Raw genomic sequence first — 20,034 nt, 5'->3', positions numbered from 1 at the left:
ATGTTTCACCAAGCCATCTCTCTCTACAAATAACACTTTAGTTGTGTGTCTTTCTCAACGATTTTTATTATGATCTGACCATATTAAACCACTATCTTTTTTAAAAAGCAAGTTTATTTTTATATTAAGATTCCAAGCGGCGGTTTTTACCCGTCATAGTAACTTGCTGAGACAAGTATTTCACCCGTTCCATTAAGCGTTTTGCCTTAATCGGTTCATCTTCACCACGGTTCCCGATTCGTAAATGGTGTTCCAATTCTTCAAAGGTTAAATTCGAAGAAAAGAAAGTCGGTAATTTTTCTTGCATACGGTGCTGCAGAATAACACCTAACACTTCATCACGAATCCAAGTTGAATTGACTTCAGCGCCAATATCATCCAGCATCAATATTTCGCTGTTCTTAATAATCGTTAGTTTCTCCTGAACGGTTTGATCAGCGATTGAGGCCTTCATCTCTTGAGTAAAGGTTGGGTAATGCATTAAGGTCGTTAAATGCCCATGCAAGGATAATTCGTAGGCAATTGCCCCAAGTAGATAGGTTTTTCCAACACCAAATGGTCCGTGTAAATAAAGAGCTTGGTGGTGGTCTTTAGGATTTTCATGATAGGCTTCAACGAAATTAAAAGCTAATTCCAAAACTTCCATTCTATCAGAAGTCTGTAAAAACTTCTCCATGGTGGCAGAACGCGCGTCCTTAGAGATATTAATCGAGTTAATACGACTGCGCAATTCTTTCTCACGTTCCTTACGTATCGTATCTGGACTTGGTTTATAAACCACATCAATATAGCCCGCATTAATCGCAAGTTCAGGGATATAACCAGGATTTTGCCCGTCTTCCCCTCTTGCTAACTTTCTTTTTTCTTGAACAAATTCATGCAATTTTGAGTAACTATTGGTTACCATTGCTTGCGATAATTGGTCTTCATGTTTAGACAAAAAGAGTTGAACATCGGAGTCGGCAAGAATGGATTGAACCATTTGTTCAAATTTTTCACTGTTACCGGGACGGTTCATATAATTTCGAAATCCTTTTCCCACATGATCCATCATGAATCCCCTGCCTTTCCACTATTTCTAAATTTCTTCAATCGTTCATTAAATTTCTTCTGAACGTCTTCTGGTAATAATTCTTCCGTAACAGGACCTTGATTGTCTTTGGCCCAATCAGGTAATTTCTCAACCTTTCGAACCACATTTTTACCGTAGTAACGGGCTGAGCGATTTTCTTCTCGTTTTTCTGCAGCAGCTTTTTTCTGACCTACAAACTGTTTGGTTTTTTCAATAGCTTGCTCAGGTTTAGTCACATTAGACTGTGTCCAGTCATTGGCAATCGCCTCAACGATATTTTTCACCAAAGTCGGGTGCTTTTGAATGACTAAGGAATAATAAATAAGCATATTCAAAACAGCTGGCTCTAATTTGTGGTCTGCTAGTAAGACAGACACTAATTTCTTCTCAGCAGACGTAACAGTTCCATTTTTTTGCTTCTTTATCCCGTTAATAAAAGCCATCGGTGTCATGCGTTCGCTTTGGAGAACTAACGCGATTTCCGCCGGTGTATAACCCGCTTGTGTTAATTCTTTTTTGCGGTCATCAGCTTTCTGGCTCTGTTTCTCAATCGTTGACATCACCTTATCTTGCAGTGGCATAGCAGGATGAACAGGCTGGTCTCTCGCATCTAAAACACTTTTTTCGAGTTCTCTTAAGTTAATGTGACCTGTTTCCAAGTTAGCTGCACGAAGTAAGTGGTTCGCCATTGCCATTTCATCCAGACCATACATGTGGTGATAAACGACTATGGCAGATTGAACCTCGTCTGTTAAAGCGTCCTGGTTAAAAAATTCCTTTTGTAAGAATTGCTTTAACAATTGAAAATCAAATGTCGCTGTACTTAGTTTAGGTGATTGGCCATTTTTAGCTTGTAGATAAGCCTGCCCTTGTGGCAATACTTGAGCTTTATTGCTATAAGCTTGACTCGATAAATCATAGACATCTAAAAATGACTTCGTAATCTTTTGAAAATGTGCTTGATCAACGAGTGGATAAGTAAACTTTTCTTGTAGTAATCGTAGTTTGTTCTCTCCCACATATTCCATTAACAATAGACGCATTAAATCATCTTCAAAAAATTGCTTACTCGTCAGAGGTGGGCATGGTTCATAAAGATAATGCTTATCGCCCTCTTTTTTAAGATAGGTATTTAATAATCCAATGGCTTCCAAACGAACCCGAGCCTGATAAAGCTCTGGAATACCTAGCCCTAATGTGCTCAACAAATCAGCATGAAGGCGGTCTTCACTCTTATAAAGGCCACCCGCCACTTCGGCTAACAACAGCATATATAAACTATAAGCATGAGGCCCGATAATAGGTTGATATAAGAATGTGACTATCGTTTTATCACTATCAGAAATAAAGGCAGTTTGGCGAACCGTCAATGGGTCTTTTGGGCTTAATTCTTTCCAAGGATAAGTCATGGTTAAGAATCCTCTCCATCTTGCCCTGATGCTGGGGCATCCGCTTCACGAGGTTCTTTCTTTTCCAATTTTTTCAGCTCATCTAAAAAGGTTTGACGGTCTGAAAATTGGCGGTAAACACTGGCGAATCGAATGTAAGCAACATCGTCAATTTTTACCAATTCATCCATCACATACTTGCCAATCTCTAGAGATGAAATTTCATTCTCACCTTGTGAGCGGATTTCTTTTTCAACGGTATTGACTAAGTCTTCTAATTGTTCCAGTGCAATTGGGCGTTTCTCACACGACCGCACGAGACCACGTAACAATTTTTCACGGCTAAATTCTTCACGTGTGCCGTTCTTTTTAATAACCAATAATGGTGATTGTTCAATTCGTTCAAATGTTGTAAAACGATGGTGGCAACTCTCACATTCACGTCTGCGACGAATCGAGTTATTATCATCGATGGGGCGGCTGTCCACAACCCGACTTCCATTATAATGACATTTTGGACATTGCATCTTCTTAACCCCTTTCTAGTCTTCTTTATTACGGCAATTATACCATATTTATCAAGAGCTCGGGCTAGTTTTCAACAGCTCTTTTAGCTAGCCATTGATCAACTTGTAAGTAGGTTTCTGCCAAATCGCCACTATTATCAATGACAATATCTGCTTTTTCTTTTTTTATCTCTATCGATAGTTGGCTGTTCATGCGGTCAATGGCTTGAGCTTTGGTTAAGTCATCACGTTGCATCAAACGCTGACACTGTAACTCCTTTGGCGTATAAACAACCATAATAGCGTCACATAGAGGCTCGTAGCCTGCTTCAAATAAGAGCGGAATATCTAATACTAATAAATCAACGCCATTTTGACGATGAAAATCAATTTGATCACGCATCCATTGGCGGATATACCCGTCCAATAAGCCATCGAGGGCTGCTCTTTTTTCAGAATCTGAAAAAATAAGGCTGCCTAATTTTTTTCGATTTAAACTGCCATCCTCCAACAACACGTCTGGACCAAAATAGTCAGCAATGGCCTGTAAGCCAGGACTACCTATTTCAACCACTTGGCGAGCTCCTATATCAGCATCTACAAGGGCTATTCCTTTAGAGGCTAAGTAGCGCGATACGCTTGATTTCCCAGTTGCGATACAGCCTGTCAAACCAAGTACAAACATTTACTTGTCCCCCTCTTGTTCACTAGCGTAATACTGGCAGTTGGGACAAAAATGAGTGCCTCTTTGGCCGACTTTTATTTTTTCAATTGGCGTGCCGCAACGTGGACAAGCTTGATTCTTTTTCCCATAAACATTTAAATAAATTTGGAAATGCCCTTCTTCACCAAAGCTGTTTTTATAGGTTCGGATGGTCGAACCGCCTGCTGAAACAGCCCGGCCAATAACCGCTATAATAGCTTGATGAAGTTGCCGACTTTCTGTTTCATTCAACTCGTTGGCTGGTTTTTGAGGATTAACACCTGCTTCAAATAACGATTCATCCGCATAAATATTGCCGACACCTGCCACCACGTGCTGGTCTAAAATAACCGTTTTAATGGCACGACTAGTACGAGATAAGCGCTGTTTAAAATCTGAAAAACGGAAACTTTCTGCTGTTGGTTCTGGACCTAATTTTTTAAAGGGTTCGTAATCATCTTGCTTATCAATGGGTACAAGTGAAAAACGACCAAATTTCCTCACATCAAGGTAACGCAAATCCCTGCCGTCACTTAGATGAAAAACCACATGGGTATGCTTTTTATAGTCTTCCTTACTGTCAACGACTTCGTATTTGCCTTCCATTCTCAAATGAGAAACCATAGCCCAGTTATCCAATAGGAAAATCAAATATTTGCCTCGTCTCTCAACCGTATGAATGGTTTCACCAGCTAATACGTCTTTAAATTTTTCAGATGAAAATGGTGGTGTAATCATGCGACTCCAAAAGACATCCACATGACTAATCGTCGAATGGGCAATCGTTTGATTTAATCCTCTGCGAACAACTTCTACTTCTGGAAGTTCTGGCATACTTATCTTCTCCTTATAAGAACAGAAAAGAAAACAGGCACGCCTATTTTCCTTTCTGAATGATTATTTATTTTGCTTCGTACCAGCTATCACCGTAATTACTATCGACAATTAGCGGCACACTTAATTCAACCGCATGCTCCATCACTTGCGGGACAAGCTCTTCTAAAATAGCCACTTCTTCTTCAGGGCATTCAAAGATTAACTCATCGTGTACTTGTAGGAGCATTTTTGCTTGTAAGCCACGTTTTTCAATCTCATCTTCCATACGAATCATTGCCACTTTAATAATATCGGCTGCTGATCCTTGAATAGGCGAGTTAATCGCAGTTCGTTCTGCGAATGAGCGTAAGTTGAAGTTACTACTCGTAATGTCGGGTAAGTAACGTCTGCGGTGGAAGAGTGTTTCCACAAATCCTTTTTCCTTAGCTTCTTCAACAATATCAGCCATAAATTGTTGGATGCCTGGGTATTTCTCAAAGTAACGGTCAATAAACTCTTTAGCCTGTTTACGTGTAATATTCAAGTTTTGTGACAGTCCATAATCACTAATCCCATAAACGATTCCAAAGTTTACAGCTTTTGCTTGGCGGCGAATATTGCTGTCGACATCCGCTTCATTTTCGATACCAAAGACACGCATAGCAGTTGAGGTATGGATATCTTGATTTTCAACGAAGGCTTCCTTCATATGAACATCACCTGAGATATGAGCCAATACGCGCAATTCGATTTGAGAATAGTCAGATGCAAAAATCTTCCACCCTTCTTTTTCAGCCACAAAGGCTTGGCGAATCTTACGCCCCTCTTCCATGCGAATCGGAATATTCTGCAAGTTAGGATCCGTTGAACTTAACCGTCCAGTTTGGGTTAATGTTTGCACATAACGTGTATGTACCTTACCTGTTTCAGCTTTAATAAACTTCAATAACCCTTCCACATAAGTCGATTGTAGTTTAGCTAACTGGCGATAATCTAATATCATTTGAGCGATAGGCGCTGTCGCACTTAATTTTTCTAACACATCAACGGCTGTTGAAAAACCTGTCTTCGTTTTCTTAATTGGTGTCAGTCCCATTTTTTCAAATAAAATAACACTTAACTGCTTTGGTGAATTGACGTTAAAGGGTTCGCCAGCCTCTTCATAGATTGCTTCTTCCATTTCATCTAATCGTTTAGAGAATTCTACTTTCATTTTCTCCAATTTCTCTGGCTCTACCTTAATTCCTCTTAATTCCATTTTGGCTAAAATTTTAGCAAGTGGTAATTCCATATCAAAATAAAGGTCATGCTGATTGTTTTTTTCTAGTTCGATTTGTAGCGGTTCTTCTAGTTTCAAGATAGCTTGAACTTTTCGAGCTAAATGCTCAAACAAAACCGATTCATCTTCAGGTACAGCTAACTTAGCACCCTTACCATAAATCGTTTCATCAAAAGAAACATCCGTATAGTTATACTCTTGAGCAACAGCTGCAATATCACTGCCACTATCATTGGTATTAATAATGTACGACGCTAATAAAACATCAAACGATACGCCCCTTAAGCTAATACCGCCATAGTGTAACATCGCTATCGTTCGTTTGGCATCATAAACAAGTTTCTCTTTACTATCATCTGCCGCCCATTTTTTAAAGGCTTCTGATTCTAAAATGTGTTCGATTGGCGCGACATATAAATGATTGGCATCTCCCCAAGCCACACCTATCATTTTGCCGTAGTGGTAATTGTCGTCTAGCATTTCAACATAAAGACCCATTTTATCGCTAAAATGTTTATCTGTAATGTCTTCCACACGTTCATAATGGATGTCTTTAAAGGCTTCAGACTGGTCTTCTTCTGAATGACCGAGATTGTCTAAGAAACTATTGAAGTTCATTTCACGGTAAAAGGCTACTAGTTTCTCATGATCTTTCTCACTAAGCGCTAGTTCTTCAAGGTCCATTTCAACCGGTGTAGTGACATCAATGGTTGCCAATTGCTTAGATAAGAAGGCGTTGTCCTTATCTTCAATAAGGTTTTCCTTCATTTTACTTTTTTTCATATCATCAATATGGTCATAAAGGTTTTCAACTGAGCCGTATTCATGGATTAATTTAAGGGCTGTTTTTTCGCCAACTTTTCTAACACCTGGATAATTATCCGATGTATCGCCCATCAAGCCTTTTAGATCAATGATTTGAAGGGGCTCAATTCCCATTTCCTCTCGAATAGAAGCTGGTGTATAAGCCTTTAATTCAGAAACTCCTTTAACCGTAATATCCACTCGCGTTTGGTCTGAAGCTAATTGAGTCAAATCTTTATCACCAGTTATAATAACAACATCAAAGCCTTGCTTTTCTGCTTGCCTTGCGTAAGTTCCGATAATATCATCAGCCTCGTAATTAACCAATTCATAGGTTTTACTTCCTAGTGCATCAATTAATACTTTAAAATAAGGCCATTGCTCAGCCAATTCTGACGGCATCGATTGACGGCCACCCTTGTATTCTTTGTAAGCTTCTGTACGGAAAGTTGTTTTCCCTGCATCAAATGCAACCAACATATGTGTTGGATTTTCTGTTTCTAACAATTTATCTAAAAAGCGATTAAAAGCAAATAAGGCATTGGTATGCAAGCCATTTTGATTTTTAAAACGATTTAAATCTAATAAACCGTAGAACGATCGAAAAGCCAAACTGCTTCCGTCTAATAATAATAATTTCTTTTTTTCTGCCATCTGTTTAAAACCAACTTTCTCATTTTTATTCAATGGTTTCCGGATGTGAAACAATCAGTTTTTCCGGTGTCTCAACAATTAATTCAGCTTCCAACAAGCGATCACCTGAAAGTGAATTTCCTTCTACCGCAATCGTCACTTGCTCTCTTCGTTCATCTACCCGTTTTACTTCAAACTCAAAGGTAATCGTTGTACTATGGTGGATGGGTTCTAATATATCGAGTGAGACATCAACCACATTTGAACCTGGTCCTGGAAGATGTTTGGAAACATTACTTGTTAAAATTCCAATAATCAAGACAGCTGGCACAATTGGTTTTTTATATTTTGTCAATTGCGTGTAATCATATTGAAGATAGAGCGGATTGTTGTCATTTGTCAATCCTAGATAGAGTAAAATATCTTTCAATTCAATGACTTCCGTTACACTCAGTGAATCCCCTTCTTCAATCTCATCAATCGTTTTACCGATTTTAATATCCTCCAACGCCATAGCTATCGTTCCTTTCTGCACACTTATGATTATCTTTATTTTAGCAAACTCTAACCGACTTATCTATCACAAGCGATTCTACCAGCCTGTTTAATAAGAAAAGCGGACAAGTCCGCCTTGACCTATGAAAAGAATAGGAAATTTGACCCTGAATTTTCAGGAGACTTCACGCTTCAGCGGGTTAGTCGAATGATATGCGTTAGCGAGCAGCGAAGCGCGCAATGGGGCAAATTTATCTTTTTTTCACTAGGTCAGGACTTGGGAGCTAGACATTGATGGCTGAACTTATAATCCCCTAGTCTACAAAAAAAGACGGGATTTCTCCCGTCTTTTAGTATCAGTTAGTTTGTACGTCTCACACTGTGGCTTAGTAGCTCTTCATATGACGCAGCGAATTTTTGAATATCGCCGGCACCCATGAAAATCACCACTGCACCTTTATAGGCTAATAATGGTGACATATTGTCAATAACAAGAATTTCGGCCCCTTTTTCTACTTTTCCAGCTAGATCAAGGATAGAAACATCTCCTTTTTGCTCACGAGCAGAAGAGAAAATGTCGCATAAGAATACGGCATCGGCCTCATTCAAGGCTTCCCCAAATTCACTCATCAATGCCACTGTACGCGTAAAGGTATGTGGCTGGAATACGGCAATAATATCACGTTGTGGATATTTTTGCTTAGCTGCATCCAGAGTTGCTTTAATTTCTTGTGGATGATGGGCATAGTCGTCAATGATGACCATATCTTCCACAACTTTTTCAGTAAAGCGACGTTTCACACCTGTAAAGGTTGTTAATTGGGCTTGAACAGCTTCTTTGTCTAATCCTTCTAAATAACAGAACGTAATCACTGCTAAAGAATTCAAGATATTATGGTCGCCAAATGATGGAATACTAAAACGGCCATAGTATGCGCCTTTAATAGTTACATCGAAAATAGATCCTGCTGTTGTTTTTTCAACATTCGTTACCACAACATCATTGTCGCTGTTAAACCCATAAAACATAACCGGATAATCTGGATTAAAATGGCGGATATACAAATCATCTCCGCATGCAATAATCCCTTTTTTCACTTGAGAAGCAAATTCTTCAAAAGCTGAAAAAACATCTTTAATATCGGTATAATAATCAGGATGGTCGAAATCAATATTCGTTACAATTGCATAATCAGGAGAATATGCTAAAAAGTGACGACGGTATTCACATGCTTCCAATACAAAAAAATCTGCATCTTCACGGCCGTAGCCCGTTCCATCACCAATTAAGTATGATGTGGGTTTAATGCCACCTAAAACATGTGATAATAAGCCTGTTGTTGATGTTTTTCCATGTGATCCTGTAATGGCAATACTTGTATAGTCATTAATAAATTCGCCAATAAAATTGTGATAGCGAATGACTTCAAGACCAAGCTCTTTTGCTCGGACAATTTCTTCATGATCATCTGAGAAGGCATTTCCTGCAATAACAGTTAGCCCTTCTTTAATATTGTCGGCTCCAAACGGATAAATGGTGATGTTCGCTTCATCGAGACCCTTTTGAGTAAAAAAGTAAGTTTCAACGTCTGACCCTTGCACTTGGTAACCTTTACCATGAAGAATCAAGGCTAATGCACTCATACCCGATCCTTTAATCCCCACAAAGTGATAAATTCGTTCATTATTCATTATATTCCTCCACTAACTCGAAACACTTGCCTCTTTAAAATAACACGACAAGAAACTTATATACGTAAATTTATAAAAAAACACACCTCGAAAGTATACCACTTTCACTAAAAAAAACAAGTCAACTGCTTTGTGGATGACTCTTATTCAAAAAACGAATGAAAGCCACTATGATTCGGTTTAGCTGGACGAGCATTATTTGCTAGGGCTTGATTAGCTAAGCCTTCTTCTTCCATAATTCCTAAAAGCGAGCGATTGAGCGCTTTTTTGGCTTTATTTGGTAATTCAGCTTCAACCTCTTCTTGAACGAGAGGTTTGCTTATTTGAGGTGGTTGTCCTGCTTGTTTCGGATTTAAATCAACCAAGATTAAATCTTCATCAGCTACTTGAAGTTCTTTTTTTAGACGTGAATAATCTTGTTTATCATCGGTTTCGGTACGGTAAGTTAAACTATTCCAAAGGGAAGGAACTTCGGTTGGCTTAAACGGTCGACGACTCTTATAAAGCGAAAATGATGTTGCACTAGCCTGTGTTCGTTTTTCCTTTTCGAAGCGTTTTTTTTCTTCGACAAAATAGTCTTTTTGGACAACTTTTTCTTCTTCCTTTTGCTCAAAAAGATGGTCATTAAAGCTGTCTTTTGACTGACGGAGGAAAGGTATAGTCGGTGTTGCATCCAACATACTCTCCGCTATAAAGGAATCAGCTTGTTTTGTTTCCTTAACCTCTTTATTTTGGTCATTATCTGTTTGTGTGATTAAATAATTAGGAAATGCTTTACGCTGCAAAGGATTTGAGCGTTTTTCCTCATCAAAGTGATTGCGTACCATGGAAGCAACACCCCTTTCTTCTGTTTAGATTATAAGTCGAAAAATGCTTTTCCAGTTTCTGCTTGCTCATCTAGCACTAGAATTCCTTTTTTACCTGTCGGATTTTCTACACCTAGCTCTTTAGCCGAACAAATCATACCATTACTCTTCACGCCACGTAGTTCACCAGGCCAAATAATTAAACCGTCATTCATAACAGCACCAGGCTTAGCAACAACGACTTTTTGACCTTTACGAATATTAGCTGCGCCGCAGACAATTTGTAATACTTCGCCATTATCAACTTCTGTTTGTGTTATTGATAAATGGTCAGAATCTTCGTGAGGCACACATTCGGTTACATAACCGACTACAAATTTAGCTGAACGGTCTACAGTAATCTGATCGTCAAAACCAGCTTTTTTAATCACTTGATTAACTGCTGCTTCTTGTTCTTCTGACAAGATTACTTGTCCATTGCCAGTTGGCGTAAAGTGCTCTGAAATACTAAATACATTGAAACTCACTGTTTCATTTGTCTCTGTATTGAAAATACGCGTTACTGATCCTTTTGATTCAGTTGATAAATCGTAGCGCGAAATATCCCCTTTTGTTAATGCTAAAACGTCCCAACCAACTTGGGCATTATAAAAACTCAACCACATGTTACTGACTCCTTCATTGATTCATTATTTTGATAGTTTTTGATTAATTTCCGTTAAAAAGGCTTCGATTTCTTCTTGGGTTTTGCGGTCAGCGGAAATAAAATCGCCAACTTTTTCGTTTTGGTGGTAAACCACAAAACTAGGAATCCCCATTACTCCTAATTCTTGAGCGAAGTCCATAAATTGATCACGGTCTACTTCAACAATAGTGAAGTCTGGAAAATGTGCTTCAATCGATGGGATAAATGGCTTAATGTACGTACAATCGCCACACCATGTTGTTGTAAACATAAACACTGTACGCTCACTTGCTTTTAACTGGTTTAATTGGTCTATTGTTGTTAAAATTTCCATTTCAGTCGCCCCTTTTCTAGTTTCTTTCCATAATTGTTTCGTAAGTGCTCTTGTCTAATGACTTGGCAACTTGAATCACCATTTCTTTAGCAGCATCATAGTCATCAATGTGGAACATGGTTTGATGAGTGTGGATATAACGCGCACAAACACCAATAACGGCACTCGGTACACCATTGTTCATTTGATGAGCAGCACCTGCATCTGTACCGCCTTTTGATACAAAGTATTGGTAAGGAATTTTGTGTGTTTCTGCCGTATCAAGTAAGAATTCACGCATACCACGCAACGTAATCATACCTGGGTCTTGTAGACGTAATAAGAATCCTTCACCTAAATGGCCAAAGGTATTGGTTTTTGTTTGTAAATCGTTGGCAGGTGAACAGTCAACAGCAAAGAATAAATCAGGTTTCAACATATTAACAGCACCTTTTGTTCCGCGTAGGCCAACTTCTTCTTGAACGTTACCACCTGCAATAAAGGTGTTTGGCAATTCTTCATTTTTTAAAGCTTCCAGAGCTTCAATAATAACCGTATTTCCGTAACGGTTATCCCAAGCTTTTGAAATGATTTTCTTTTTATTTGCAGTCCAAATGGTTTCGACTTCAGGAACAATCGCATCTCCTGGGCGAACGCCAAATGACATGGCTTCGTCAAAGCTATCAAAACCAGCATCAAATAAAATGTCTTCCACTTTCACATCAGCTTGTCCAGCACCACCTCTTAATAGGTGTGGGGGTACAGATGATGAAATAACGGGAATATCTGCTTCTCGTGTTTGTAGTGTAAAGCGTTGCGCCGATACCACATAAGGGTTCCAACCGCCCAAGGGTACTACTTTTATCATACCGTTTGCTGTAATTTGAGAAACCATGAAGCCCACTTCATCCATATGTGCAGCTACCATGATACGGGGTGCGTCTGCTTGTTTACTTTCGCGGACACCAAAAATGCCACCTAGTCCGTCTGTTTGGATGTAATCAACTAGCGGTGTCATTTTTTCACGCATATAATTGCGAACGCGGCTCTCATTGCCACTTGTTCCTTGTATTTCAGTGAGTTCTTTAATTAATTGAAATGTCTTGTCATTCATGAATGCATAGGAAAGACGTCACTTTCTCGTCTTTCTTCCTCCTCTATTTTTGACTTTATAACTAATCTCTTAACCATTATACAGAAAGAGCCATAAACCGGCAATAAGTCCACTTTAGTCTTTATCTGGTCATGGTAGAATAATCCCCCGCCTTTGTGCTATACTGAGTAAAGAAACGACCTAGCGGGAGGTAATCATCATGCTATTTGAAAAACGCTCTTTTTATGATAAGAATAAAGAATCCATTCTAGCTGGCGTCCTATTTGGATCAGGCCTAGTTATTGGATCGACATTAACGGCACTCTTTTTAAACCGTAATAAAAAAGTAAATGGCGACCACATTTTAGACAATGTCAAAAAAATGTTTTTAGCTGAAGGACCAATCGAAGGGTCATGGATTGAACTTCATCCTGTGCCACTAACGCGTTTTTCATCAGAAACAGACGTATACTACGGCGGTATTTCCAGAAAAGAAAACGGCGAATTGATTCAATACGAATTTATCGCTGATGCCTACACAGGTACAGTTTTAGATATTTATAAGCTGTAAAAGATTGAGCGCTATGCTCAGTCTTTATTTTTTGCTCTGAATTTTGCGTGGCATGCAAGATACAGCTCAATTTTTGGATCTGTATCGACCATTTGCCCATATAAGAAAAGCGGACAAGTCCGCCTTGGCCTATGAAAAAATAGGAAATTTGACCCTGAATGAGCAGCGAAGCGCGCAATGGGGCAAATTTATCTTTTTTTCAGTAGGCCAGGACTTGGGAGCTAGACATTGATGGCTGAACTTATAATCCCCTAGTCTATAAAAAGCCAACTGATCAAACAGACCCGTTGGCTTTTTGAATGTTTTTTAAATTAATCTTTAAATTGCGCTTCAACTCGGTAAATCGGTTGCCCTTTTGCAGCAAATTTTTCTTCATACTCAGTTCGAACATTACCTTCATAGTCTGAGGCATGTAGATCAAGCCAAACTTGATTTAAAACCATACCATATTGCGAGAATGAACCAAGCGAATATTCAAATAAACCTTGATTGTCCGTTTTAAAATGAACCTCACCGTTTGCTTTCAAAATAGTTTGGTAATTTTCTAAAAATGAACGGTACGTTAGTCTTCTTTTTTCATGCTTGTATTTTGGCCATGGATCAGAGAAGTTTAAGTAAACGCGGTCTACTTCACCAGCTTCAAAATAATCTGAAATCAAGCCACCATCTGTATTTAATAATTTCACATTAGGTAATTCAGATTCTAAAATTTTATCTAGAGCCATAACAGCAACACTGGTTTGGCGCTCGATCCCGATGTAGTTAATATCTGGGTTTTGCTTAGCCATACCCACAATAAATTGGCCCTTACCAGATCCCACTTCAATATGAATCGGTTGGTTCTTTTCAAAATGGTCATTCCATTTTCCTTTTAATGCTTCTGGATTAGTCACAACATAATTGGTATGTTCAGCTAATTTATCAGCTGCCCATGGTTTATTTCTTACTCTCATTCTTTTTTCCTCCGTTCATTCAAATAGCCCCAGCCAAACAGCTGTGGGCTATTTGTCTTGCTGGTGAAGGCGGTCTTCATAGGCTTCCTTCAAAAACAAGATTTGTCCATTCATTTTAATATTTTCGCCAGCTGAGTGGTATCGTTTAATCAAAATTAAGCGATTCATCATGCTGTACCATTCAATACTATTTTTTAATTCTTCCGGTTGCAGTAAACCATAGCGTTTCAGCCAGTCATACCATTGATCAGGATTAACATACTTCACTAAAATCATGGCTAAATCAGACATCGGATCAGCAATTTTCACCATTTCCCAATCCACTAAATACAAGCGACTGTCATTCGTTAAAATGAAGTTCTTACGATTCAAATCACCGTGACAAACAGCATACTTAGCCCCTTTAATGATAGGCAGACTCTCCTCTAAATAAGTAGCTACCATCGTTAAAAAGCTATTGGTCCGCAATTCCTCATCCAAATCAGCCAAGTAATCCATCATAAACATTTCTGGATCATACACTTGTCCTTTTACCTTACGGAGCATATTGAGTAAATGGTCAGAATAATGGATTTTCTTAAGCAAAGAAAGAATCTCTTCCGATTGCATCTCGTCCCCATTTAAAACACGGCCATTCAACCATTCTTGAGCTGTCAGAACATCACCGTTACCGATTCGTTTCGTCCAAATCAGACGCGGTGTAATACCTTCAACCGAGAGCGCAGCTAAAAAAGGTGACGAATTGCGTTTCAAGAAGACCTTCTCTTCCGCTCGTACCCCCATATAAGCATGCCCTGTATCTCCTCCAATGGGATGAAGTTTCCACCCCGAATCCATCTTATAGTCCATGTTGTTCATTCCTTACTCATTCTCATTTCTGATTGACGCATCGATGCTCAATGTAGTGAATTGGAGAACGGAATGCCCAATCCTCAATCATATCCGTATGGAAACGAAAGTGACCTTTCCGCGCTTACGCACTTATATACGGGAAAAGTCACTTCATTCCATTCTACAGCTATCCGTTCTAATCGTCTTTAATCGCCCTGCCTAAGCAGGCATAATAGTCTACCATTTATTTTAGGTTCATTTCGTCATTCCGTCAAGGTAAACATAGTTACCATTTGTTTACATTTTATCAAACATTTATTTTCCTAGACGATTATCCACGTAAAAGAAAACAAAAAAGGCTGTAAAACCAAGGTTTGTGACAACGGAAATGATAGCAATCAGCCAATCTGCTCCCACTAGAGTGGCTAATGAAAATAACACACTAGCTAACCCTAATAAATAAAACAGAATCCGTTTAAAGGCCTGACGCTTCTCTTTGACTGCTTTTGGATACAATTGAGCGAGAATATGCTGGTCTAGCTCATTGTAAAAAGGAATTAATTGAAAGCCTATTAAAAATAATACTAGAGCATTTATGATTAGACTCATGTAAATTTGGGAAGAAAAAAGTAGAATTCCCATGCCAATGACAGCTAAACGGCTATAAAGCCCAATATAATCAGCGCCTCTAGCAAACAAGCGGGCATAGAGATACTGATAGGTGTTATTACTTCCCGACATTAGCTTCACTAAGCCATCTAAATACAACCGTCGCTTCGCTTTGTTTTTAACTAGCGGAACATCGGTAAATAGATTAATCAGTCGATTAACTTTTGAAAGACGTTTTTCTTCCATGTGCACTAAATTTTCCCAATCAATTAGTGGGTAGTTTTTAAAAACTGAGCGACTCAGCCACATATGTAAGCCGATTGCACAACCTAAGCTAACGAGTGCTGCCACTAAACTATTCCAGAAAAAGGCTAGTGATAAACCGACAACAGTCACCATGAATAGTCCTTTTTTTAGATAAGCAGCTTTCGGTCCTGCTTCTTTTCTAATAGCAAGTTCTTCTAGTGTTAAGTGACTCCATTTTAAACTCATTAAACTGAATGCTATCAACAGATAATCCATTGAGCCATTACGACCAGCTAATATCAAAATAGGCATAGCCATTCCTAATAACAGCAATAAGAAGGTGGTTGGTAAAACCATACTTCTCTTTTTAGATGCCTTGATGTAAGTTTGCCATTCCTCTTCTTTAACGACTAAAAAGACTTGGTCTGCTGCTTCAGCCAGTGTCAGTAATTTTCCAAAAAAGACCGCAAAACTTAAGGCAATAATCCAGACTATCTTCCCAATAACAAGTTGATCAGACCATGTTTTTAACAGCTCAGAATATTGGTAAGCTAATGCTCCTAACAAAAAAACAAGGACAAGCACAAAATGGTCATTAAAGACATACTTGGCGTAGCGACTGAGTTTGCTAAAATATTTTTTACGCCGTTTAATCAGTAAGTCGTCAAAACTCATAGGCCAGTCTCCTCTTTTGTTAACTGGATATAAAGGTCATCCAGTGTCGCTCCTGGCATCTTCATATTATCTTGCAAATCAGCCAGAGTCCCTGCTACTTTAACTTCTCCCTCGTGAAGGAGCACAAAGTCATCACATTCTCTCTCAGCAGAACTGAGGACGTGGGTAGACATTAAAATCGCTGCACCAGCTGCTTTTTTTTCTTTAATAATATCTAAAAAGGTATGAATGCCCAGTGGATCAAGTCCTAAGAACGGCTCATCGATCACATATAGTGGAACGTCCACCATAAAGGCACAAACGAGCATCACTTTTTGCTTCATTCCTTTTGAAAAATAGGCCGGAAACCAATCCATTTTCGCTTCAAGGCGAAAGGCTTTAATATAACGCTCAGCCTTTTGCATGGCTTCTTCGTAAGGCATGTCATAAGCAAGCGCAGTGACTTCGATATGCTCTCTCAAGGTTAACTCTTCATAAAGAACCGGTGTTTCTGGTACAAAGGTAAACTGCTTGCGGTAAGTTTCTGGATCTGCTTTCAGTTGGTTGTTATTAATGGTCACGCTGCCTGAAAAAGGTGTCAGCAAACCGATAATGTGTTTAATAGTGGTACTCTTTCCTGCTCCGTTCAAACCAATCAAACCAGTTAATTGGCCAGCTTTGATTTGAAATGAGACGTTTTTTATAACAGGAATAGCAGTGTAACCACCTGTTAGGTCGTTTAGTGTCAGTGTCATGCAGGGCCTTCCCTTCTCTTTTTTACTGCTATAATTATAACATAGGTCGGTAGGTAAATTGTGTCATTTAAAAAACAGATGTGGTAAAGTAACGTTAATACAACAAAAGAAATGAGGTAGTGTTTAATGACCGATTGTATTTTTTGTAAAATAATTAATAAAGAAATTCCCAGTTACACGGTTTATGAAGATGATGATGTTTTAGCCTTTTTGGATATTTCCCAAGTTAGCAAGGGACATACGCTATTGATTCCTAAGACACATGTGGCGGATATTTTTGAATATGATGCTGAGCTAGCAGCTCGCGTTTTTAGTAAAATCCCTGCTATTGCAACAGCCATTAAACAGCATGATCCAGCTATTAAAGGTATGAATCTTTTAAATAACAATGGCAAACTTGCTCACCAAACCGTCTTCCATTCGCACATCCATTTGATTCCGCGTTATGAAGACACTGAGGTAGATGGCTTTGGTTTGAAATGGCAAACTCATGAAGCAGATTTCGACCAAGAAGCTTTCCAAGCAATGGCAACTGCTATAAAAAATAGATTGGAGGAAGCATGATGAAGAACTTCACTCAAGGGTTAATTTTCGGAACGATTGTTGGTGGCCTCGTAGCCTTATTAAACACACCGAGAAGTGGTGAGGAAAACCGTCGCCGCTTACAAAACTATATCCAAACCAATACAGATTCTGTTAATGAACTGACAGACAGTCTAAACGATTTACAAGCTGCTGTTTCTCGCCTATCAAACGAAGGCATGTTAGTAGCTGATACCTTTTCAAAGGAAGTGACCACATCTATCGAGGATTTTTCACAACGTAATCAACCTCGCATCAGACGAATTACTGACCAAGTTGCAAAGCTATCAGACACCGTTGAAAAAGAAACCGCAAAATTACAAAAATAAAATGAATGATGAAGATAGTCAGTGGCCGGCTTCATTTTTTTCATAATTCAGTCTGTTCGTGAAGAATGTGTGAAATTTTAAAGCGTTTTTAAAGATTTCTTTTCATTCGAATTCTCTGTGTGTTATAGTTAGAAAGGTTAGTTTTATAAATAAAATAGATACAATTTAAGAAATGGAAGTGTCAATCGAATGAAGAAATTTACAGCATCAGCACTTGCCCTATTGGCAACAGTAACGTTAGCAGGTTGTGCATCTAGCGATACCGTAGCGACGGTTGGAGAAAATACAATTACAAAAGACGACCTTTACGAATCAATGAAGGCATCTGTTGGGGAAAGTACCATTCAACGTCTTATTCTAACGCAGGCTCTAGAAAATCTCGTTGGCGAAAATGAATATAAAAAACAAGCTGAAACTGAAGTTTTAGCAACAATCGAATCAGTTGGTGGCGTGGATACATTACTAGGCTTAATCCAACAAATGGGATTCACTTCTCAAGAAGAATATACGAGCCAAATTCACTTAAACTTATTAATGGATGACGCATTGCGCGCAAGAACAACCTTCACTGACGAAGAAGTGCAAGCTTTCTATGAAGAATACGAACCTAACATTACAGCTTCTCACATCTTAGTAGAAGATAAAGCAGTCGCTGAAGACTTAATCAAACAAATCAATGATGGCGCAGACTTTGCAGAACTAGCTGCAGAACACTCAACTGACGGATCGGCTTCAAATGGCGGATCACTAGGTTCATTCGGTCGCGGTCAAATGGTAGCAGAATTTGAGGAAGCTGCTTTCGCACTTAAAGAAGGCGAAATGACGCAAACACCTGTTGAGACAGAATATGGTTTCCATATCATCCTTTTAACAGAAAAACCTGAAAAAGGAACATTTGAAGAGGAAGAAGAAAACATCAGAGAAATGATGATGACTGAAAAATTATCTGACTCAGCTTACCTTGATGAGCAAATGACTGCTATCCTAAGAGAAGCTGACATCTCAATTAAAGATGCAGATTTGAAATCAGCAATGGATGCTTTCCTAGTTGAAGAAGAAGTTATTGAAGAAGATGCTGTTGAAGACGCAGCATCTGATGAAGCTGCAACTGAAGAATCAGCAGAATAATTTAGTTAAACCAGACTTGGGCAGAACCCAAGTCTGGTTTTTTATGGTTGGGAGCAGGATATGATCGATACAAACTAAAAAAGTTAGCAGCATCGTACATTAGCCTACAAAAAAAGAAGTAGCTCGCTGGCGAGCTACTTCTTTTTAACTTATTCGGCTGAAGTTGGGTGACTTGGGTTTGGTTTGTAGAACATTCGGTTATCCAATCCAAAAATACGTTCACTGAAGCTACCTTCAGCTGTCCGTTGCAAGGCTGTATCAATCATATTGATTGAAGCATCCAAATTGTCCAAATGATGAATAATTTCAGCTTCAAGTAAATGCGGTTTAACTGGCGAACCAAATTCCATTTTTCCATGATGAGCTAAAACTAAGTGTTTCAATAAAATAATATCTTCATTGTCGTCACTAATTTTCAAAGCTTCACAGGCTTTAGTAATTTCTTCATCAATTAACACAATATGACCAATCAGGTTGCCTTTCAACGTATATTCCGTTGATAAACTTCCAGTTAACTCGATTGTCTTTCCAATATCATGTAAAATCACGCCGCCATATAGAAGCGATGGATTAACAGACGGATACAACTTAGCCACTGTTTTAGCCATTCTTAAAATCGAAATAGTATGGAAGCCCAATCCACCTGGAAAAGCATGGTGATGGCGTTTTGCAGCTGGATACTCAAAAAATTCTTTTTGGAATTTCTTTATCAAGAATCGAACCACACGATTAATCGGTGCACTTGTTATTTCAAATAAGGTTTGATTGATTTCTTCAACCATATCCTCTGTTCGAATCGGCGCACGTTCCATATAAAGCTCAGGAGATGATGGCTCACCCGCTTGCGCTAAACGCATTTTGTTAATGCGTAATTGTGGATTATTTTGATACATCTCTCGTTTACCCGTAATATGCACTACCACACCAGCTTGGAAACGATTGATTTCTTCTTCCTTAGCATCCCAAAACTTGCCGTCAATTTGACCACTTTTATCTTGGAAAGTAAAAGCGATAAACGGCTTGTTATTTTTTGCCTTACGAACATCAGCACCCTTAATTAACATAAATAGTTCAAATGGTTCATCTAGGTT

General features: G+C 38.7%; 21 protein-coding genes and 1 other annotated feature (1 of these 22 running past the window's edge). Of the genes, 4 read left to right on the top strand and 17 right to left on the bottom strand.

Annotated features, from left to right (window positions below; translation table 11 throughout):
• Positions 1-67: a binding site (T-box leader), on the bottom strand (it extends 154 nt beyond the left edge of the window).
• Between the two features lie 57 nt (positions 68-124).
• The 12 genes from dnaI to pepA form a co-directional block, all read right to left on the bottom strand.
• Positions 125-1,051, bottom strand: coding sequence for a primosomal protein DnaI (dnaI, locus tag G7057_RS08825; RefSeq protein WP_166162905.1), 927 nt, complete (start codon positions 1,049-1,051; stop codon positions 125-127).
• Positions 1,051-2,481 (bottom strand): replication initiation and membrane attachment family protein, encoded by a 1,431-nt coding sequence (locus G7057_RS08820; protein ID WP_166162902.1) that lies wholly within the window; start codon positions 2,479-2,481, stop codon positions 1,051-1,053. Before G7057_RS08820 ends, dnaI begins: the two co-directional genes overlap by 1 nt.
• Before the next feature lie 2 nt (positions 2,482-2,483).
• Positions 2,484-2,987, bottom strand: a complete 504-nt coding sequence (nrdR, locus tag G7057_RS08815) for a transcriptional regulator NrdR (protein ID WP_166162899.1) — start codon at positions 2,985-2,987, stop codon at positions 2,484-2,486.
• 64 nt (positions 2,988-3,051) lie between these two features.
• Positions 3,052-3,651, bottom strand: coding sequence for a dephospho-CoA kinase (coaE, locus tag G7057_RS08810; RefSeq protein ID WP_166162896.1), 600 nt, complete (start codon positions 3,649-3,651; stop codon positions 3,052-3,054).
• Positions 3,652-4,503, bottom strand: a complete 852-nt coding sequence (gene mutM / locus G7057_RS08805) for a DNA-formamidopyrimidine glycosylase (RefSeq protein ID WP_166162893.1) — start codon at positions 4,501-4,503, stop codon at positions 3,652-3,654.
• 67 nt (positions 4,504-4,570) lie between these two features.
• Positions 4,571-7,222: a DNA polymerase I gene (gene polA / locus G7057_RS08800; RefSeq protein ID WP_166162890.1), complete on the bottom strand. Its 2,652-nt coding sequence runs from the start codon at positions 7,220-7,222 to the stop codon at positions 4,571-4,573.
• A gap of 25 nt (positions 7,223-7,247) precedes the next feature.
• The gene (locus G7057_RS08795; RefSeq protein WP_076766853.1) at positions 7,248-7,715 is read right to left on the bottom strand and encodes a hotdog family protein; all 468 of its coding nucleotides are present in this window, start codon (positions 7,713-7,715) and stop codon (positions 7,248-7,250) included.
• Positions 7,716-8,056: 341 nt separating this feature from the next.
• Entirely contained in the window at positions 8,057-9,388 is a 1,332-nt protein-coding gene (gene murC, locus G7057_RS08790) for a UDP-N-acetylmuramate--L-alanine ligase (protein ID WP_166162887.1), read from the bottom strand.
• A gap of 143 nt (positions 9,389-9,531) precedes the next feature.
• The gene (locus tag G7057_RS08785; protein WP_166162885.1) at positions 9,532-10,215 is read right to left on the bottom strand and encodes a hypothetical protein; all 684 of its coding nucleotides are present in this window, start codon (positions 10,213-10,215) and stop codon (positions 9,532-9,534) included.
• 29 nt (positions 10,216-10,244) lie between these two features.
• A complete protein-coding gene (gene ytpR / locus G7057_RS08780) occupies positions 10,245-10,859 on the bottom strand; it encodes a YtpR family tRNA-binding protein (protein WP_166162883.1) in 615 nt (204 codons plus the stop codon).
• Between the two features lie 24 nt (positions 10,860-10,883).
• On the bottom strand, positions 10,884-11,213 hold the full coding sequence (locus G7057_RS08775; RefSeq protein ID WP_166162881.1) for a thioredoxin family protein: 330 nt from the start codon (positions 11,211-11,213) through the stop codon (positions 10,884-10,886).
• A gap of 16 nt (positions 11,214-11,229) precedes the next feature.
• Positions 11,230-12,306 carry a glutamyl aminopeptidase gene (pepA, locus tag G7057_RS08770; RefSeq protein WP_166162879.1) on the bottom strand — a complete coding sequence of 359 codons (1,077 nt, stop codon included), beginning with the start codon at positions 12,304-12,306 and terminating at the stop codon, positions 11,230-11,232.
• Between the two features lie 199 nt (positions 12,307-12,505).
• Between pepA and G7057_RS08765 the strand changes: the two genes are divergently transcribed.
• Positions 12,506-12,856, top strand: coding sequence for a PepSY domain-containing protein (locus tag G7057_RS08765; protein WP_076766865.1), 351 nt, complete (start codon positions 12,506-12,508; stop codon positions 12,854-12,856).
• 311 nt (positions 12,857-13,167) lie between these two features.
• Here the strand turns inward: G7057_RS08765 and trmB are convergent, their stop codons facing one another.
• From trmB to G7057_RS08745, 4 genes are all read right to left on the bottom strand, one after another.
• Positions 13,168-13,809 carry a tRNA (guanosine(46)-N7)-methyltransferase TrmB gene (gene trmB, locus G7057_RS08760; RefSeq protein WP_166162877.1) on the bottom strand — a complete coding sequence of 214 codons (642 nt, stop codon included), beginning with the start codon at positions 13,807-13,809 and terminating at the stop codon, positions 13,168-13,170.
• A gap of 48 nt (positions 13,810-13,857) precedes the next feature.
• Positions 13,858-14,658 (bottom strand): phosphotransferase family protein, encoded by an 801-nt coding sequence (locus G7057_RS08755; protein WP_166162874.1) that lies wholly within the window; start codon positions 14,656-14,658, stop codon positions 13,858-13,860.
• Positions 14,659-14,955: 297 nt separating this feature from the next.
• Positions 14,956-16,170, bottom strand: coding sequence for an ABC transporter permease (locus G7057_RS08750; protein ID WP_166162871.1), 1,215 nt, complete (start codon positions 16,168-16,170; stop codon positions 14,956-14,958).
• Positions 16,167-16,904, bottom strand: coding sequence for an ABC transporter ATP-binding protein (locus G7057_RS08745; RefSeq protein WP_166162868.1), 738 nt, complete (start codon positions 16,902-16,904; stop codon positions 16,167-16,169). The genes G7057_RS08750 and G7057_RS08745 overlap by 4 nt, the downstream gene beginning before the upstream one ends.
• Before the next feature lie 126 nt (positions 16,905-17,030).
• On the opposite strand from G7057_RS08745, the gene G7057_RS08740 reads away from it, so the two are divergent.
• The 3 genes from G7057_RS08740 (at position 17,031) to G7057_RS08730 (ending at position 18,943) form a co-directional block, all read left to right on the top strand.
• Positions 17,031-17,468 carry an HIT family protein gene (locus G7057_RS08740; RefSeq protein ID WP_166162865.1) on the top strand — a complete coding sequence of 146 codons (438 nt, stop codon included), beginning with the start codon at positions 17,031-17,033 and terminating at the stop codon, positions 17,466-17,468.
• Entirely contained in the window at positions 17,468-17,815 is a 348-nt protein-coding gene (locus G7057_RS08735; protein WP_166162862.1) for a YtxH domain-containing protein, read from the top strand. Before G7057_RS08740 ends, G7057_RS08735 begins: the two co-directional genes overlap by 1 nt.
• Positions 17,816-18,004: 189 nt before the next feature.
• Positions 18,005-18,943 (top strand): peptidylprolyl isomerase, encoded by a 939-nt coding sequence (locus G7057_RS08730; RefSeq protein ID WP_166162859.1) that lies wholly within the window; start codon positions 18,005-18,007, stop codon positions 18,941-18,943.
• A gap of 149 nt (positions 18,944-19,092) precedes the next feature.
• Here the strand turns inward: G7057_RS08730 and G7057_RS08725 are convergent, their stop codons facing one another.
• Positions 19,093-20,007 (bottom strand): 3'-5' exoribonuclease YhaM family protein, encoded by a 915-nt coding sequence (locus G7057_RS08725; protein WP_166164191.1) that lies wholly within the window; start codon positions 20,005-20,007, stop codon positions 19,093-19,095.
• Between the last annotated feature and the right edge of the window lie 27 nt (positions 20,008-20,034).

It is taken from the genome of Jeotgalibaca arthritidis (assembly GCF_011100465.1).
GTDB lineage: Bacteria > Bacillota > Bacilli > Lactobacillales > Aerococcaceae > Jeotgalibaca > Jeotgalibaca arthritidis.
Note: the sequence above shows the minus strand (reverse complement) of the source record. Positions and strands in the feature narration are given on the sequence as shown.

Coding starts and splice junctions, on each gene's coding strand:
- G7057_RS08765 (WP_076766865.1), top strand. CDS start 12,506: ATGCTATTTGAAAAACGCTCTTTTTATGATAAGAATAAAGAATCCATT.
- G7057_RS08795 (WP_076766853.1), bottom strand. CDS start 7,715: ATGGCGTTGGAGGATATTAAAATCGGTAAAACGATTGATGAGATTGAA.
- trmB (WP_166162877.1), bottom strand. CDS start 13,809: ATGAGAGTAAGAAATAAACCATGGGCAGCTGATAAATTAGCTGAACAT.
- G7057_RS08745 (WP_166162868.1), bottom strand. CDS start 16,904: ATGACACTGACACTAAACGACCTAACAGGTGGTTACACTGCTATTCCT.
- ytpR (WP_166162883.1), bottom strand. CDS start 10,859: ATGTGGTTGAGTTTTTATAATGCCCAAGTTGGTTGGGACGTTTTAGCA.
- G7057_RS08740 (WP_166162865.1), top strand. CDS start 17,031: ATGACCGATTGTATTTTTTGTAAAATAATTAATAAAGAAATTCCCAGT.
- G7057_RS08750 (WP_166162871.1), bottom strand. CDS start 16,170: ATGAGTTTTGACGACTTACTGATTAAACGGCGTAAAAAATATTTTAGC.
- pepA (WP_166162879.1), bottom strand. CDS start 12,306: ATGAATGACAAGACATTTCAATTAATTAAAGAACTCACTGAAATACAA.
- dnaI (WP_166162905.1), bottom strand. CDS start 1,051: ATGGATCATGTGGGAAAAGGATTTCGAAATTATATGAACCGTCCCGGT.
- G7057_RS08785 (WP_166162885.1), bottom strand. CDS start 10,215: ATGGTACGCAATCACTTTGATGAGGAAAAACGCTCAAATCCTTTGCAG.
- polA (WP_166162890.1), bottom strand. CDS start 7,222: ATGGCAGAAAAAAAGAAATTATTATTATTAGACGGAAGCAGTTTGGCT.
- nrdR (WP_166162899.1), bottom strand. CDS start 2,987: ATGCAATGTCCAAAATGTCATTATAATGGAAGTCGGGTTGTGGACAGC.
- G7057_RS08735 (WP_166162862.1), top strand. CDS start 17,468: ATGAAGAACTTCACTCAAGGGTTAATTTTCGGAACGATTGTTGGTGGC.
- coaE (WP_166162896.1), bottom strand. CDS start 3,651: ATGTTTGTACTTGGTTTGACAGGCTGTATCGCAACTGGGAAATCAAGC.
- G7057_RS08755 (WP_166162874.1), bottom strand. CDS start 14,658: ATGGACTATAAGATGGATTCGGGGTGGAAACTTCATCCCATTGGAGGA.
- G7057_RS08820 (WP_166162902.1), bottom strand. CDS start 2,481: ATGACTTATCCTTGGAAAGAATTAAGCCCAAAAGACCCATTGACGGTT.
- G7057_RS08725 (WP_166164191.1), bottom strand. CDS start 20,007: ATGTTAATTAAGGGTGCTGATGTTCGTAAGGCAAAAAATAACAAGCCG.
- mutM (WP_166162893.1), bottom strand. CDS start 4,503: ATGCCAGAACTTCCAGAAGTAGAAGTTGTTCGCAGAGGATTAAATCAA.
- G7057_RS08775 (WP_166162881.1), bottom strand. CDS start 11,213: ATGGAAATTTTAACAACAATAGACCAATTAAACCAGTTAAAAGCAAGT.
- G7057_RS08730 (WP_166162859.1), top strand. CDS start 18,005: ATGAAGAAATTTACAGCATCAGCACTTGCCCTATTGGCAACAGTAACG.
- murC (WP_166162887.1), bottom strand. CDS start 9,388: ATGAATAATGAACGAATTTATCACTTTGTGGGGATTAAAGGATCGGGT.